The 16,299-nt window shown below is 38.5% G+C and carries 8 protein-coding genes; 4 read left to right on the top strand and 4 right to left on the bottom strand.

Annotated elements, in window-relative coordinates; all coding sequences use genetic code 11:
* The first annotated feature begins 9 nt into the window (after positions 1 to 9).
* Complete coding sequence (gene priC / locus ABE954_RS05805; protein ID WP_042848158.1) at positions 10 to 558, top strand: primosomal replication protein PriC; 549 nt, start codon at positions 10 to 12, stop codon at positions 556 to 558.
* Between the two features lie 27 nt (positions 559 to 585).
* Positions 586 to 762: a DUF2496 domain-containing protein gene (locus tag ABE954_RS05800; RefSeq protein ID WP_042848160.1), complete on the top strand. Its 177-nt coding sequence runs from the start codon at positions 586 to 588 to the stop codon at positions 760 to 762.
* On the opposite strand, the gene mscK is transcribed toward ABE954_RS05800, so the two are convergent.
* From mscK to acrR, 3 genes are all read right to left on the bottom strand, one after another.
* Positions 759 to 4,139, bottom strand: a complete 3,381-nt coding sequence (gene mscK / locus ABE954_RS05795; RefSeq protein ID WP_371025795.1) for a mechanosensitive channel MscK — start codon at positions 4,137 to 4,139, stop codon at positions 759 to 761. The genes ABE954_RS05800 and mscK overlap by 4 nt on opposite strands.
* Before the next feature lie 106 nt (positions 4,140 to 4,245).
* Positions 4,246 to 4,599 carry a DsrE/DsrF/TusD sulfur relay family protein gene (locus tag ABE954_RS05790; protein WP_042848163.1) on the bottom strand — a complete coding sequence of 118 codons (354 nt, stop codon included), beginning with the start codon at positions 4,597 to 4,599 and terminating at the stop codon, positions 4,246 to 4,248.
* 12 nt (positions 4,600 to 4,611) lie between these two features.
* On the bottom strand, positions 4,612 to 5,262 hold the full coding sequence (acrR, locus tag ABE954_RS05785) for a multidrug efflux transporter transcriptional repressor AcrR (RefSeq protein WP_042848164.1): 651 nt from the start codon (positions 5,260 to 5,262) through the stop codon (positions 4,612 to 4,614).
* Between the two features lie 134 nt (positions 5,263 to 5,396).
* On the opposite strand from acrR, the gene ABE954_RS05780 reads away from it, so the two are divergent.
* Positions 5,397 to 6,584 carry an efflux RND transporter periplasmic adaptor subunit gene (locus tag ABE954_RS05780; protein ID WP_042848165.1) on the top strand — a complete coding sequence of 396 codons (1,188 nt, stop codon included), beginning with the start codon at positions 5,397 to 5,399 and terminating at the stop codon, positions 6,582 to 6,584.
* Positions 6,585 to 6,599: 15 nt separating this feature from the next.
* Complete coding sequence (locus tag ABE954_RS05775) at positions 6,600 to 9,758, top strand: efflux RND transporter permease subunit (RefSeq protein ID WP_042848167.1); 3,159 nt, start codon at positions 6,600 to 6,602, stop codon at positions 9,756 to 9,758.
* 60 nt (positions 9,759 to 9,818) lie between these two features.
* Here the strand turns inward: ABE954_RS05775 and ABE954_RS05770 are convergent, their stop codons facing one another.
* Positions 9,819 to 16,226, bottom strand: a complete 6,408-nt coding sequence (locus ABE954_RS05770) for a TcdA/TcdB pore-forming domain-containing protein (protein WP_371025794.1) — start codon at positions 16,224 to 16,226, stop codon at positions 9,819 to 9,821.
* Between the last annotated feature and the right edge of the window lie 73 nt (positions 16,227 to 16,299).

Below are 16,299 nucleotides of genomic sequence, written 5' to 3'. Positions count from 1 at the left end.
GAATAAAAAATGAAAATCCCCGCTCTTTTAGATGCGTTAAAAAAGCAGATTGATGAATTAGAGACGCGAGTGAGCCCAATAAAGGACCTTGAGTTTTCGCATTCCCGCTTTGATGTGCAATTATTTAATCGTAAGTCGACGCGCCTTGGTGATTGCCAAAACGAGTTAAAAGCACTTTATCTACAGCTTTGCCATAGTGTCACGCTAAACCATGCAGAGCAGGTCAATTTCCTCACAGAAAAAATCGTTCACCAGATACAGGCAATTTCTCGTGAGATTTCGACACAACCCTTGCGGGAGAAAGAATCAACATTTACCAAGAAGAAAGAGCAGATTGATTTATATGAACGTTTATCACAACATCAAGACTACGAACGCCGTTTGCAGTCAATGGTCAGTGAAAAAGAACTTCACCTAAGCCAACTAACGGATCATCGTTTACAGCACCAATGCCAAAAAGAACTTGCCGTATTGGCAGGCCGTTTATACCGTTGCCGACAAGCACTGTTACGGATAGAAAAAGCTATTGAGCACCAAGAAAACCAATATTTTGATTAATCAACATTAACGACAAAAGGAATTGCCATGTCTTCGCTTAAAGATGCACCGCTAGAAATACAGCTTGCCGTTGATTTGATTTATTTATTAGAAACCTCAGAAATAGACACAGATATCGTACTAAAAGCCCTTGATATTGTTAGAAATGACTATATTTCGAAGCAAATGCAGGCGGCCCAAGCCACCTGCACGAAAGACCGCTAATTAGCTAAGTTGCCATCACCGTCTTTTAATGTACGCTTGACTTCTTGCACTTCATCCCCTTGGCTATTATGCAAATGAACTTCTAGTTGGTTGAAGGCAATATCAATATCATTTTCTCTACATAGTTTGTCTATCGCTCGGTTTATTTCATCATTCGTTACAGACCGATCACCAATTTGGCGTACGTAAAAACGCAATTCGTGATCTAAAGTACTCGCGCCAAAACTAGTAAAATAAACATTAGGTGCAGGTTCTGTCATTACTTTGCTGTTACTGGTCGCCGCAGATAATAAAACTTGCTTAACTTTGTCGAGATCTGACCCATAAGCAACACCAATTGCTATCGTTACCCGTGTGACGGTGTCTGAAAGCGACCAGTTGATCAACCTTTCAGTCACAAAAGCCTTATTGGGAATAATGACCTCTTTACGATCAAAATCAACAATGGTAGTCGCTCGGATGCGGATCTTACTCACCGTCCCTGAATATTCGCCGATCGTCACCGTATCACCAATACGAATTGGCCTTTCAAATAATAAGATGATCCCAGAAACAAAGTTAGCAAAAATTTCTTGTAAACCAAACCCTAAGCCAACGGTTAAAGCAGCGGCTAACCACTGTAATTTATTCCAAGTTACGCCAATCATCCCCAGCGAAGCAATCGCTCCTATACCAATAATACTGTAAGTTAATATGGCTTTAATGGCGTAGGTTGAGCCCTGACGCAACTTCAAACGAGATAATACCAGAACTTCCAATAACCCAGGTAAGTTATGCGTCATCACCCATGACACAACAATAATCACTAACGCTAAAATTAAATTGGCAAGCGTCACGTATTGTAAAATATTGCCACCTTCCGCCGAAGTCGCCGTGTAGCCCCACAAATTCACGCTGTCTAAGAAGGAAAAAATCGTAATAAAGTCAGACCAAATAGCATAGAACGCTAGTGCAAAGATAATAAATAAGACCATTGTCATTAAGCGCAACGACTGTTGGCTAATTAAATCAATGGCCATAGGGGGTTCTTTAATTGGCTCATTTTCCGTCTCTTCTTGCTTAGACATCGCACGTCGTTCAATAGCTCGTTGATACGCAAGCTTTCGAGCGACTAATGTCAACCCCCTCAAGCAGGCATTATAAGTGATATGCCACAGCAACAATAAATATAAGCTGTCTATCCAACGATTCGTCAAACGTAATGTGGTGTAGTAGTACCCCGCCATCATCAACCCCACTAAAATCAATGGTGAAAATGTCAGTAGTGCCACAACAATACTCCGAGTTAAATGACTGCCCCTTTCTTGCCAAACCCGCTTACAAAATGGAGTGGTAAAAATACACAGTAGCACTAAGGAAATTAACACTACTAGCTGACCAATCACATCTTCTGACACTTTTAATGGATTGCTAATTCCGTAAGTCGAAAAGAAAATAAGCGGTAACAAAGGGATAGATAATCTGAACAGACCACGTCGAGCAAGTGTTATTTTCTCTTTTTCGATAGCAAAGTGTTTTTGCGCGATACCTTGGGGTTTAAGTACCCGATAAGTTAGCTCAAATAACACCCAGAAGATGGCTAATTGCTGACAAAATTTCCAAACAAAGGGCCCTTGAGCATTACCTGTTTTCAAAAACCAATAACCAATAGCTAATAAAAACAATGATACTGGCAAGGTCTGCATTAACGTTAATAATAAGGCAAATGGTGTACTTAATACGCTGTCACTACGTAAACTTGAAAGGTGCTGGTCGATATCCTGTAATCGTCGATTAATCTTACGGTTAAACCAAATAAAAATTAGCGCGACTAACACTAACGGAATAACCACCAGCAAAGAGTTACTGACGCCCTTCATAATGCTACGGCTTGAAATGGATAAATCAACATTGTCGAATTGTGCAGTCGCCGCTTCGGGAAAGGCTTTCAGCCATTCTAAATCAATCGGTTTATTACTGTTCACCCAAAATATTTGCTGTGCCAATATGTTTTCAAGAGAACTCACAACACTCAATAATTGGTTTTGATCTAACTCTAAATTAATTGCTTGTGAAATTTGCCCTCCGAGTTGTTGATTCAGCTCATCTAACAACCCTCGGCGAACTTCCAACAGTTTTATTAAAACCGCTTTGTCTTCCTCTGATAATAAGGTTGACACTTCTGGGTCATCCCCCGTTTTAATCTCTAATTGCTGTTCTAATTTAGTGATGTAATCACTGGGTTGGTATAGTTCATCACGCTGCTGATTAATATCAAATTGTTCAAGACGCAAATCAGCAATTGTCGTAGGTAAGTTTTTAGTTAAAATATTAGCGGGTAAATCAATTTGTTGTTGAAATAAAATTCGAGATAACAACAAACTACCTCGTAATACATTGATCTGTTCTTTTAAGTTTCGCTCTGATTGTGTCGCTCTTTCAAGCCACGTTTTAACTCGTATACCATTTTGTACTAATTTATTACTGTCTTCTGTCACCGCAATAAGCCGATCACTTAATGTATTATTAATCGCAATTTCTTTTTGAATAATCGGGTTTTGTTGAACGTTAATATCTGTTTCAGAGGTACTCAATGCTTCACGTACCGTCGATTGGGAATCATTAAGCCGACGGTGGCTAATTTCAGCTTGGATCTGTTGAATGTAGACTTCGAGCTGTTCAATATAAGCCGCGGTATAATCGCGTTGTTTTTGCAATACATCTTGCAATTGGGTATTGCTTTGTAGAATGCGTTTTTGATACTCATTTTGCTGCTGTAATAGATATTGTTCTACCAGTAGCATATTGATTTGGGTTGGCCTTAAGCTCACCACATCGTCTTGTGTATTATTTAATTCATTACGAATATCTTGCAAACGCTTCGCATTTTCTAGCATCAGCGCTTGGGCTCGTTCAGGTTGAGTTTGTAACCCTATCAATTGACTACTGTAGGTAGCGAGGTCACTGTGTTCAACTTGAAGGTTTTCTAGGTAAGATGATTTCAATGCTTCTAATTGGGAAAGTGTGCTTTTTTGAATTTGTTCAGCGAAGTTTGCTGCAAGTTGTTTATTTTCTTTTTTTATTTGCTGTAAACCTTGAACCGCTTTTCTCGAATCTTCACTGGTATTGTTGAGTTTTTCTTGTAGTTCTTCAGTTCGTTGTTCTAATTTACTCAGTTCCTCATAAAAATCAGATGTTTTTTCTAAATCCGCTAACGCTAATTTATCATCTTCATTCAAGGTACTTTTTTTATTCAATGCATCGAGTGCACTTTTAATCTCATTTTTACTCGGTAAATGACTCGTGGTTAATGCGTTAACAGGATAGGAAAAAAGCACTGTGGCAAATAATAAGATTATGCTAATTAAATGTAGCCAATTCCGTTGTTGTTTCATCATAACAACATCCCTATATACTCATAATAAGCTTTCACATATTGTTTTATTACACAAAGTGCTGATAAAGAACTATCAGCACACTAGGTAAATATTGCACGACCCCAGACTAGAACGTTAATACTTTCTCAGCACTTAATGTCCAACTGGCGAGTTCAACAAGCGTCCCAACTTCAACACCGTCCGCTAAAGCAAGTTCGCTAATTCCTCGTGCATCCGTACATGTTTTACACAATTTCACGGGAACATTTTGTGCGGTTAAAATTTCTAACATCTGTTGAAGATTATAACCTTCTTTGGGTTTTTGCGCAGCCAATCCCGCAGCCACTGCATCTGACATTAAGAAAACTTTTAAATCCAACTGTGAATTTTGCTCTTTTAAGGTGATCGCCAAACGCAATGAGTTAAATAATGTTTCACTGCCGTAAGGTGCGCCATTGGCAATAATCAGGATAGATGACATTTTACACTCCAATTATTCAGTTTGAATTGGTTTAAGCCGTATTGCGGCATTACTTTTTAAAGTCTCTAATAGTGTATCAACCAATGTAATGGTGTGTTGATTTATATTGAAGTTTTCTGTCTGGAGTAGCCAGTTTTCCAATAAACCTGACATCAAAGAACGGATCATAATAGCAGCGCAGTCGACATTTAGGTCTGCCGGTAATTGCCCTGCCGCAATACACGAGTGTAAGTTTTCAACAATTCGACATTGGCTAGCAACATAATTAGCCCGTTTAAAATCAACTAGCGCCGCCATTTCACCGACTAATTCGCACTTCAAAAAAAATATTTCCATCAGAGCGCGGTTTTTAGGGCTTTCAATGAAATCAGTTAAAATAAAAACTAACAATTCTCTTAGTATTGAAAGTGGATCATTGGTATATTTAGAACGATAATATTCTTCAGCTTGTACAATTTGGTTATCACCAAACTCACAGGCTTGATAAAAAAGATCAACTTTATTTTTGAAATGCCAATATATCGCCCCACGGGTAACCCCGGCGGCTTTTGCAATATCGGCTAATGATGTGGCAGAAACGCCTCGTTCAGAGAATGTTTTGATAGCAGCATCTAATATTTCCTGGCGAGTTTCTTCAGCCTGTTGTTTAGTTTTTCGTGCCATTGTGACCCGTTTCTATCGAAAGCTGATTTACATACAATCGTGTATGTTTGTACTATAGCACAGTGATAAATCATATTGTTTACCATTTTTCTTATTTTTGTTTTGAACTCATATTGATTAATTGAGGTTAACTTATGCGAAAAAACAGAGGGGTGTTACCTCTGGCTCTGTTGGTTCTTTCAGGTGGCTTAGCTTTATCCGGTTGTAACGACGAACAACAAGGTGGCGGAGAACGCCCGGCGCCTGAAGTAGGAATTGTTACGCTTAAAGCCGAACCTCTGACGCTCAAAACCGAGTTACCAGGCCGTACATCTGCATTTCGTGTTGCTGAGGTTCGTCCTCAAGTTAGTGGCATCATTTTGAAGCGCAACTATAAAGAAGGTAGCGATGTCGAAGCTGGCACATCTTTGTACCAGATTGACCCTGCACCATTCCAAGCAACCTATGACAGTGCAAAAGCTGAATTAGCGAAAGCGCAAGCAAATGCAAATTTAGCAGGATTGACAGTTAAACGTTATAAACCATTGTTAGGCACTAATTACATTAGCCGTCAGGAATACGACCAAGCAACATCAACTTATGCACAAGCTCTTGCTGCTGTTAAAGCGGCTGAAGCCGCAGTTGAAACTGCACGTATTAACCTGAACTATACCAAAGTAACTGCGCCAATCAGTGGTCGTACTGGTAAATCGAATGTCACTGAAGGGGCATTAGTTTCTACTGGTCAAGCAACTGAGTTAATGCGTGTTCAGCAACTAGACCCTATCTATGTAGACGTCACTCAATCAAGCGATGATTTTTTACGTCTAAAAAATGAGATAGCCAAAGGTGCTGTCCAAAGAGAATCTGGTCAAGCCCCTGTAAGCTTAATCAGTAATGATGGCCTAGAATACGCACAAAAAGGTGTTCTCGAGTTCTCTGATGTGACTGTTGATGAAACAACAGGTTCTATCACAATGAGAGCCGTTTTCCCTAATCCGAACAAAGAGTTACTTCCAGGTATGTTTGTTCGTGCGGTATTAGAAGATGGCATAATTGAAAAAGCGATTTTGGTGCCACAACAAGGGTTATCCCGTACAGCTCAAGGGACTTCTCAAGTTATGGTCGTCAACGCTGAGAATAAAGTTGAAGTCAGGGCGGTTAAAGCTGGTCAAGCTATTGGCAATAAATGGCTGATAACTGATGGCTTACAAGAAGGTGATCGCATCATTGTCATCGGCTTACAAAAAATCAAACCAGGAATTGTTGTGAATCCTAAGGAAGCTAACTTAGAAACGCAATCCATAGACAATCAGGCAAAACCTGAAGAAAAGTCTAAATAAGGGAGCGGCTGATTAATGCCTAAGTTTTTTATAGAAAGACCAATTTTTGCGTGGGTAATTGCAATTATCACCATGCTTGCTGGTCTGTTGGCAATTATCCAGTTACCTGTTTCACAGTACCCAACCATCGCGCCACCGGCTGTTTCTATTTCAGCTAACTATCCGGGAGCGGATGCTGAGACTGTACAGAACACCGTAACTCAGGTTATCGAACAAAATATGAACGGTATCGATAACTTGGTATATATGTCATCGAGCAGTGATTCATCAGGTTCTGCTAGCATCACAATAACGTTTGAAGCAGGTACTGATGGTGATATAGCGCAAGTACAGGTACAAAATAAATTGCAACTGGCAATGCCATTGCTGCCACAAGAGGTTCAGCAGCAAGGTATTAGTGTTGATAAATCAACTAGTTCCTTCTTAATGGTTGCCGGTTTCGTTTCTAATGATGGCTCAATGGGGCAATACGACATTGCTGACTATGTTGGGTCAAATATTAAAGACCCACTTAGCCGAGTAAATGGTGTCGGTGAAACGCAACTATTTGGTACGCAATATGCGATGCGTATCTGGTTAAAACCAGAACAGCTCGTTAAATACAACATGACCACAACGGATGTCATTAATGCTATCAAGGTTCAAAACAACCAAGTAGCAGCAGGGCAACTCGGTGGTTCACCTTCAATTGCTAACCAGCGTTTAAACGTTTCTATCATTGCACAAACACGTTTAAATAATGCTGAAGAATTTAGCAATATTTTGCTGCGTGTAAACCAAGATGGTTCACAAGTACGCATTAAAGATGTTGCTGATGTCGAATTAGGTGCAGAAAACTACAGCACGATTGCCCGTTTTAATGGTAAACCTGCTGCTGGTATTGGTATTAAGTTGGCGACAGGTGCAAACGCATTAGATACCTCTAATAACGTGCGCGCAGCTCTTGAAGATATGAAACCTTTCTTCCCTCAAGGGTTAGAAATTGTTTATCCATACGATACAACCCCATTCGTTAAAATTTCGATTAACGAAGTGGTTAAAACGTTGGTTGAAGCAATCATGCTAGTTGTTGTGGTAATGTATTTGTTCCTACAAAACATTCGTGCAACCTTAATACCTACAATTGCCGTTCCAGTCGTATTATTGGGTACTTTTGCTATTTTATCGGCATTCGGATACTCGATAAATACCCTGACGATGTTCGCCATGGTTCTTGCCATCGGTCTTCTGGTCGATGATGCCATCGTTGTTGTTGAAAACGTTGAGCGGGTAATGCAAGAAGAAGGCTTGTCACCAAAAGAAGCGACCAAAAAATCAATGGGTCAAATCCAAGGTGCATTAGTCGGTATCGCAATGGTACTTTCGGCAGTATTTATCCCAATGGCTTTCTTTGGAGGGTCTACGGGGGCTATTTATCGTCAGTTCTCAATCACGATTGTATCATCAATGGTATTCTCAGTTCTGGTGGCAATGATTTTAACGCCAGCACTGTGCGCAACCATGTTGAAGCCGATTGAAAAAGGCAGTCACGGTAGCCAGAAAGGGTTCTTCGGTTGGTTTAACCGAATGTTTGAAAAGCAAGCTCACCATTATACTGACAGTGTAAGCCGCATGCTTAACGGTACAGGCCGTTATCTTGTCATCTACCTGATATTAGTGGCGGGCATGGCCTTTATGTTTGTGCGTTTGCCGTCTTCTTTCTTACCAGCAGAAGACCAAGGGGTATTCCTGTCAATGATCCAATTACCACCTGGATCAACCCAAGAACAAACGCAAGCGGTATTGGATGAAGTTAACAACTACTACCTTACCGAAGAAAAAGCAAACGTTGAGTCAGTCTTTACCGTTGGGGGCTTTAGCTTCGCAGGTCAAGGACAAAATATGGGTCTAGCCTTTATCGTTCTGAAAAACTGGAGCGAGCGTAAAGGTGATGAAAACCACGTCGATGCGATTGTACAACGCGCTAATATCGCGCTGTCACAAAAACAAGAAGCGCTAATCTACGCATTTAACCTACCGGCAATTGTTGAGTTAGGTACCGCCGACGGGTTCGACTTCGAGCTTGTAGATAAAGCTAACTTAGGGCATGAAAAATTAATGGAAGCCCGTAATCAGTTACTTGGATTAGCAGCTCAGCACCCAGAAATGCTGCAAGGTGTCCGTCCAAATGGTCAGGATGATACCTCACAGTACCGTATTTATATCGACCAACAAAAAGCACAGGCACAAGGTGTTGCGATTAGTGATATTAACGCAACATTAAGCTCGATCTTCGGTGGAGCCTACGTGAATGACTTTATCGACCGCGGTCGTGTGAAGAAAGTTTACGTACAAGGTGACGCAGAAAGCCGCATGCTGCCAAAAAATATCAGTAACCTGTATGTTCGTAACAACCAAGGTAAAATGGTTCCATTCTCTGCATTTTTGGACACATCCCAAGACCCTTGGAAGTTTGGTTCACCACGTTTAGAGCGTTATAACGGTGTCCCATCAATGAACATTCAAGGTCAGGCTGCCCCAGGTAAAAGTACCGGGGATGCTATGCTGCTAATGGAAAAACTCACGACTGAAAACCTGCCAAAAGGAATTGGTTATGAGTGGACGGGGATGTCTTATCAAGAACGTTTAGCAGGTAACCAAGCCCCTGCTCTATATGCGATTTCCTTGATAGTCGTCTTCCTATGCTTGGCAGCACTGTATGAAAGTTGGTCAGTTCCGTTCTCTGTTATGTTAGTCGTTCCGCTAGGTATTATCGGAGCATTAATCTTCACCTCAGTTCGAGGCTTAGATAATGACGTTTACTTTAAAGTAGGTCTACTAACAACCATTGGGCTCTCGGCGAAAAACGCAATATTGATTGTTGAATTCGCCAAAGACTTAATGGAAAAAGAAGGGAAAGGGTTAGTCGAGGCAACACTTGACGCAGTTAAGATGCGTTTACGACCAATCCTGATGACATCACTGGCATTTATGCTAGGTGTTATTCCACTGGTATTTAGTAATGGTGCAGGTTCTGCATCTCAGAACTCAGTAGGTACGGGTGTTCTGGGTGGTATGTTCGCAGCAACTTCACTGGCTATTTTCTTTGTCCCAGTCTTCTTCGTGGTGATCCGTCGCCGTTTCTCTAAGAAGTCTGAAGATATTGAACACAGCCATCCACCAGCTTCGCATTAATTACCTATAAGACTTAAAAAGAGCCACTTACGTGGCTCTTTTTTTCAACCTGATCACTATTTAATGTTGATTCACTGTATCGAATAATAATGTATCGGAATAACGTTGCCCTTGCCCTAAGGCTAATTTCTGCAACGTATTGACTCCATCATCCACAGCCATTTGAGTTGTAAATCCCCCTAATAGCGCGATTTCGTCATTTATTCTTAGCTGCTCATTAAAATAAGCGGATAAATACATTAAGCCATGACGAACCTGAGGACGTTCAGCAAGAATACTAATATCAATAAATTGTTCAGTTTCACCAATTTGAATTTGTAGGTGACGGTAGGAGTCAGCCTGTGAGCTATAAGCTTTATATATACATAACGATGTATTGTTTATTGGGTCCGTAATGATTAAATCCTCCCCTTGGCGACTAGCATATATATCCCCCAGTTGAGCTTCTATGGGGAGAACTAGCCGATCAACAACCCGATCTGCCGAGTAATTATTGATAATAATCGCTTTATAATACTGCCAATCTGCTTTCTCGAAATTATACGTATCTGAGCCTTCACCTAAGCTAATAATCAAAACAAATGTATTTCTGAATTCCTCTAACTTTAAATTATCATCACCCCTTGTTCCTTTTATAATTAACGATGAACTTAGCTGTTTATTATTCTGCAAAATTGGGTGATATATAATTTCATCACTATCTATTTGTAGCATTAAACCACCCGCTATTTTTTTTACGGACTTAAAGCTGAGGTTTGGGTATAAATCCATATATTCAGGTAGGTTCTCAGGGTGTATCATAACCCTATTCTGATCAAAAATGCGGTCAAATTGAGCAGAGTCAATTGCCTTTACTTGATATAATTTCTTTGATTTTGTATCAAAAATTATGCCCTGCTGTTTAGCATCATCAAACCCCATGATTTGTAATTCACTCTCCGGTGAAAATGATGGTGATATGATAATTTTACCTTTTAAATACCATGCAGGTAATATACGTTTCCCATCAGCACCTTTTAACCCAAATAACGCAATAGGGTGTTTTTCATTTGAAAATTGATTGAAATTACTCCACTTAAAAATTGACTTATTAAACCAATTTTTATTAAGGGCAACTGTATCAGCAGTGCCATCAGCATTAAGTTGCTTTACTGTGCCATCATCTTGAATAATTAAAATATTATTCTGCCAGTTAATAACATTCTCTATCTGGCGGAAATTTAAACGTAAAGCCGTTGGGTTATTTGGTTCAATAATATCTTGCCCAAGCCCCTCTTGGTAAAAAACTACATCTTCTTTTCGACTATAAAAAAAGAATACTTCCTGTCCACTTTGATTAAACAGGCTACCAACCAATATTAAATCTTCAGGTGATTGCCATACCCACTGGTCGCTTCTCAAGTCATAGAGATCATGAACTACCCCCAAAACCTTGGCTAAGGTTGCTTTCTTTCCACTAATTTTAAATAAATTCTCAGCTCGTATTAAGTGTTCTTGTGATATACCAAAATGAGAACTTTCCATAATTGTTTTTAGTGGTATACCTGGTTTAGCTAATAGCAAATCAATTTCGACTTGTTTTTCTGCCGTTATGGAATATCGCCGTAATAACTGTGAACTTAGCTGGCTATCATAATTATCAGGTCTGGCTAAATTACACTTAATTAATGTCCCACTCTCACTTCGTAACCAATAACGGTAAGTAAAACCTTTGTCTGTCCCTATTAGCTTTACGATTTTCCCAACGGAAGTTTCGGTCTGTGAACTAGGGTTTCCAATATGTTCAGGATGATAAGTAAAACCTTGTTCCCTTTCGTGGTTTTGCTCCTGTTCTGTGAGTATGACGACTTTCCTAACATTTGGCTCAATAGGCATGTATAAATCTGAACTAGAGTTTATTACTTCATCAGAAAAAACTAAGTAGTCATGTTGTAACAGTTTTTGACGTTGTTCTTGAGATAATATAGTCGGGGTATTATGAAGCATATTAATTAACTTTCTATTATTAAATACCTTTGTTAGCTCTAATTTATCTCTAAGCACTCGATAAGTGCTATCTATTTTCTGCCCCAGATAATTTTGACGTAATGTAATATTAAATTGATTATATTCTAATGAAGCATGAACAATTTCTGCTCCACTACCTAAAACTGATGAAGCCTCTATTTTATGGGTAATATCGCCGGTCTTAACATTGGCTTGCCAAGCTATCGCTTTTTCTCTCGAATAGAAATAAACCACATCACCAATAACGCCGATTAATTCTGCTGTTTGGTTTTCTTCTGATAATGAATTCGTAAATAACATACGTTTTGTTGCAACGTCATAAAAAGCACGCCCAACATCTAAGCCATTATGCTGATAACTATTAACTACTACATATTGCCCATGTAATTCATGTTTATCCGCTAATTCATTAAGGTGTTGTTCAATAGATTGGCCTTTTACACTCCATCGGTGTCCATCTAAACTAATGGGTTCAATTGTTTGAGCACTAAAGTTAATTATATTAAGCTCATTCTTACTATTAATAATTTTTATCAGGCTTGATTTAGCTGTAGCATCAATTCCAATCGTAAACCCATTTATTTTAATATGGTCATCATAAAATGAAACATTAAGTTCTTTACCATCATCAATCAGACTTGTATCAAGTATCCATTGGGATAGCTTATCACTGCTTAAGTCTTCCATTAGCCGCAAGGAAGCACCATGGTTAACTGTAATTTGATATTCCCCGCCATTCCCTTTAACAACATGTTCTATATGACCTCGCCATGGTTCAGGCATTAGTGGAACAACCAAATGTTTATTTTCAGTGTTAAGCGTAACTTGGATTTTAGTATTGACATACTCATGCATTAATTCTGAGATTATGTACTCGGCACTACAATAGAGAAAATCAAAATAAAATTGGTAGTCTTCCTCCATTTTCCGCAATATTGAAAAGCCATTATCATTACGTACTGTTCCCCCGAAAAGAACACTGTAGTTATAACGAATATAAGATTGCGGAACGACGGGCAACACAATAATATGAGACTGTCCCCCATCAAAGCTGACCTGATTATCTACAACGCCAACCGCTTCCCTAATATTAATGGCATTCTTTCTATCAATATCTGCTCGTGGCGCTGACTGAAAATCACTCATACAACAATGCGGAATAGTCCATGTCATGTTTTCACCACGGTAGATATATTGACTCCCCAGTTTAAAAAAACCTCTTTGAAAGTTAATTTCTTCTATTACTACTCCATAAGTTGGGATTAAAAGTTTTTTTTCATCATCATAAGCTATTGCCGCATTCTGGTAACTTTGCTGATAAGCCGTAAATTCCAGACCAACAGCAGTTGCTTTTTGTGCGTGGCGTTGATTAATATTGATTAAAGCAGTAAAACCAATCCCTACCCCCATAATCGGTACAGATAATGGCCCAGTAATACCTGCGACGGTTTCAGCACCGAGTATAGAGGCACCTATACCGACAAGACCAGCTCCGAGTGACGCTGAGTCAAAAGCCAATTGCGTTCCGAACACGGCTCTTTGTGCTTCATTTTGTGCATTAGCTAACTCATAAATATCAAATACAACCATTGCTCCTTGGAAAAGAATACCAAGCCCTTCATTTGCCATACGTACTAGCGATAAAGAAAAATTGTTCATCATTGTTTTAGCCGCTACGCTTCCTTCTCGCCACAATGAGTAAGCTATTTTTCCTACTTTAGCAGCATCATTGATCACCCCATGTGCCATCATTGAATAACTAATGTAAGTATGAATACGTAATGCTGTTTCTAGATTTGATGGCTGTTCCGAAGAAGCCGCTGCCTTGCGATTTCGATTTGCAGACCATTGAATTATTGCTTGTATACCCATTGCTATATTGAGGCCATCTACATGTTCCGCTTCCCCAATACCACTTTTTCTTTGTAACTCCTTACCATTAAAAGAATAATTTTTCTTTAGTATTGCTATCTGTTTATGAAAATATTCTTTAAATTCAAAAAATGTTGCGTTTTCTGTTTCAATCCACCGTGTTTTTGCTTCTACGTCTTGGTGAATAAATTGAATGCGGTATCGGTCATCGCTCAATTTCTCAACATTTTCAAAAACGGGTAACCACTTTTCATCTAATTGATGTTTATTAATCACTTCATAAAGAGCCGATTCAAGGCGTTCTCCCAACCGCTCTGACTCTAAAATGGCTAAGGAAGCCTGTATTTGCTTGTCTCTTGCGATTAAGTCTTGACGAGCAATTATCTCTGCTACCTCCTCGCTTTGGTGAATAGACTCCGTTAAATCATCCGACTGAACTAAATCGGCAACAGTTAAACGGCTACCAATTTGAACATCAGACATTTGCTCTGTATCAATTGATACCATTTCAAATTGACCACCGACAACTGAATAGTGCTGAGCCATGTTATTTTCAAACATAAATTTATTCAAAGCAGAAAATAATTTATCAGGATCATCAAAAGCATAAATACCAAAGTTAGGATCATAAAAATAATAATTTGTTTCATCATTAATTATCGTTTTCCCTAATAGCATCGAGTGTGTAACACTATTAAGTGCATACATATTTGATCCTTTAGAATCAACCAGAATTTCTTTTACCTTATTTAATTCAAATGTACCAAGAACTGTTGATGCCTGAGTCGCCTCTATATTTAAATGGAGATTCTCCAGTGCAAATTTTAATAAAATTGAGTTTTTATCTTCAGGTGATGCTGCTGCAAAAAACATTTTATTTAGAAATTTATTTGCACCTATCATCCCCTCTGACTTTAATGCAACAGACATCGTCCTAACTAAAGGATAACAACGCCCCCCCGAATTATCCCCCATTAAAGGCAAGTAAAAATCTTGGGGAGCAATTCGTTGGTCAATCCCCCCCGCGTCTCGAAACAATGAATTAGATTTCAAAGTGAAGCTTAAAATATTACTTTCAAACTCTGCTTTCTCCTTTCTAATTATATGTTGGTATAAAGCCCCCCTCTTTTCAATACTTAATTCACTCTTAATATATAACTCTTTCATTTTTAATGATGACATATCATCATTAAAACCATCAATAACTATCTGATCATATTGTTCAATACCCTCATTAAATTTAACATTATGTTTTACTATGTCATTATATAACACCAGCTCATAAAGCTTTTCAATTGGCTGGGTTTTAAAATTAATTCCACTCTGGATACTCGGGTCTTCCATTTGAATAATTGAAGATTCCCCATGTTGTTTTTTTATTTGTAACCATAACCAATTGCGTTCAACGACTAATGCTTCTGCCAAAATAGAACCATACTTCTGCCTATAGTATCCACGTGTAATCTTATGTTCCTCAATAGATTTTTTAAATTGTGCAATTCTAATCGAATCCTCATTACTATGTGTTTCTTTTCTATTTAACGCTGTCAATTCTAAATTTATTTCTTCTATTTTATTATTTAGTATATTAATATTTTTAGCAATTTGAATTTTTATCTCATCACGTAAATTTAACCAAGGCGTAATAGCAGGATGCTGTAATGAAAACTCCCCTTCAAAATACACGCCATCTAAAATATTATCAGTATCAATACCAAATTCACTTGCAATTTGTTTTAATTTTTTATGTATTTCATTACGATGAAGGTTAAATTTATCTAAAACATCATGAGAAAGCCGCTCATTTGGGTATAAAGCACTAATCGAGGCACTATTTCTACGCAATATGGGGGTGGGAGTGCCATTAATGACTTCATATTCTTGGCGTTGTAGTAATAATTGCCACCCACCATGATTAAACTGCATATAAGCAACGGCAAGCCCTTCTTCAGTGCCAGATATTTGATAATCTTTAAAATCAAATGCCATTACTACGTTATCATATAATACTGAACTGTTTACTCGGCCATCATGATAAACACGGTATGTTGTCTCGTTTAACTTTGTGACAATAACAGAGCACCCTGTCAAAGACCCTGTAAATAAAAAGCTATTTTCAGTTGCTTGTATAGGTATATCAACATAAGCAGGTGTTTTAATTGACTGATTAGCCCCATTATAGCCTAAAAAATAGGCTTCAACGGCTAATTTAGGGTCCATTCTTGAAGGCTCATACAGATATTCAGCTGCATAACTGTTTGGTGCTAGCTTGACTAATTGAGCACGGCCGTGTGGAGGAAGCTTCCCCATTTTTGTCATGTTATCGCCACTAATGGCATTCAGCCTAATAAAGGATAATGGGTCTGTGGCTAATTGCTGAATATCATGGCTTGCAAGACCATTTTTTGTTTGTATCCTTCGCCCCAAAAGGCCCGTTTTTAAAGATCTATCCCGCAATACTTGAGCTATTAATTCGGGGCTAACTTGCATTATTTTCTGTGCTAATACATTTCCTACATATATTAGCTTAATCCCAAAATGTTTTTTTATAATTAAAAAATCTAGCAAACTATATTTATCATTCAACATTTATATCATTCCTTTGATGTAATAATCTATTAATTAAATAATCATTTATTAATTAACACTATAAATTTAAATA

This window comes from Providencia sp. TYF-12 (assembly GCF_041344805.1).
Lineage (GTDB): Bacteria > Pseudomonadota > Gammaproteobacteria > Enterobacterales > Enterobacteriaceae > Providencia > Providencia huashanensis.
This window is presented reverse-complemented; position numbering and strand designations above follow the sequence as displayed.

Coding starts and splice junctions, on each gene's coding strand:
- priC (WP_042848158.1), top strand. CDS start 10: ATGAAAATCCCCGCTCTTTTAGATGCGTTAAAAAAGCAGATTGATGAA.
- ABE954_RS05800 (WP_042848160.1), top strand. CDS start 586: ATGTCTTCGCTTAAAGATGCACCGCTAGAAATACAGCTTGCCGTTGAT.
- mscK (WP_371025795.1), bottom strand. CDS start 4,139: ATGATGAAACAACAACGGAATTGGCTACATTTAATTAGCATAATCTTA.
- ABE954_RS05790 (WP_042848163.1), bottom strand. CDS start 4,599: ATGTCATCTATCCTGATTATTGCCAATGGCGCACCTTACGGCAGTGAA.
- acrR (WP_042848164.1), bottom strand. CDS start 5,262: ATGGCACGAAAAACTAAACAACAGGCTGAAGAAACTCGCCAGGAAATA.
- ABE954_RS05780 (WP_042848165.1), top strand. CDS start 5,397: ATGCGAAAAAACAGAGGGGTGTTACCTCTGGCTCTGTTGGTTCTTTCA.
- ABE954_RS05775 (WP_042848167.1), top strand. CDS start 6,600: ATGCCTAAGTTTTTTATAGAAAGACCAATTTTTGCGTGGGTAATTGCA.
- ABE954_RS05770 (WP_371025794.1), bottom strand. CDS start 16,226: ATGTTGAATGATAAATATAGTTTGCTAGATTTTTTAATTATAAAAAAA.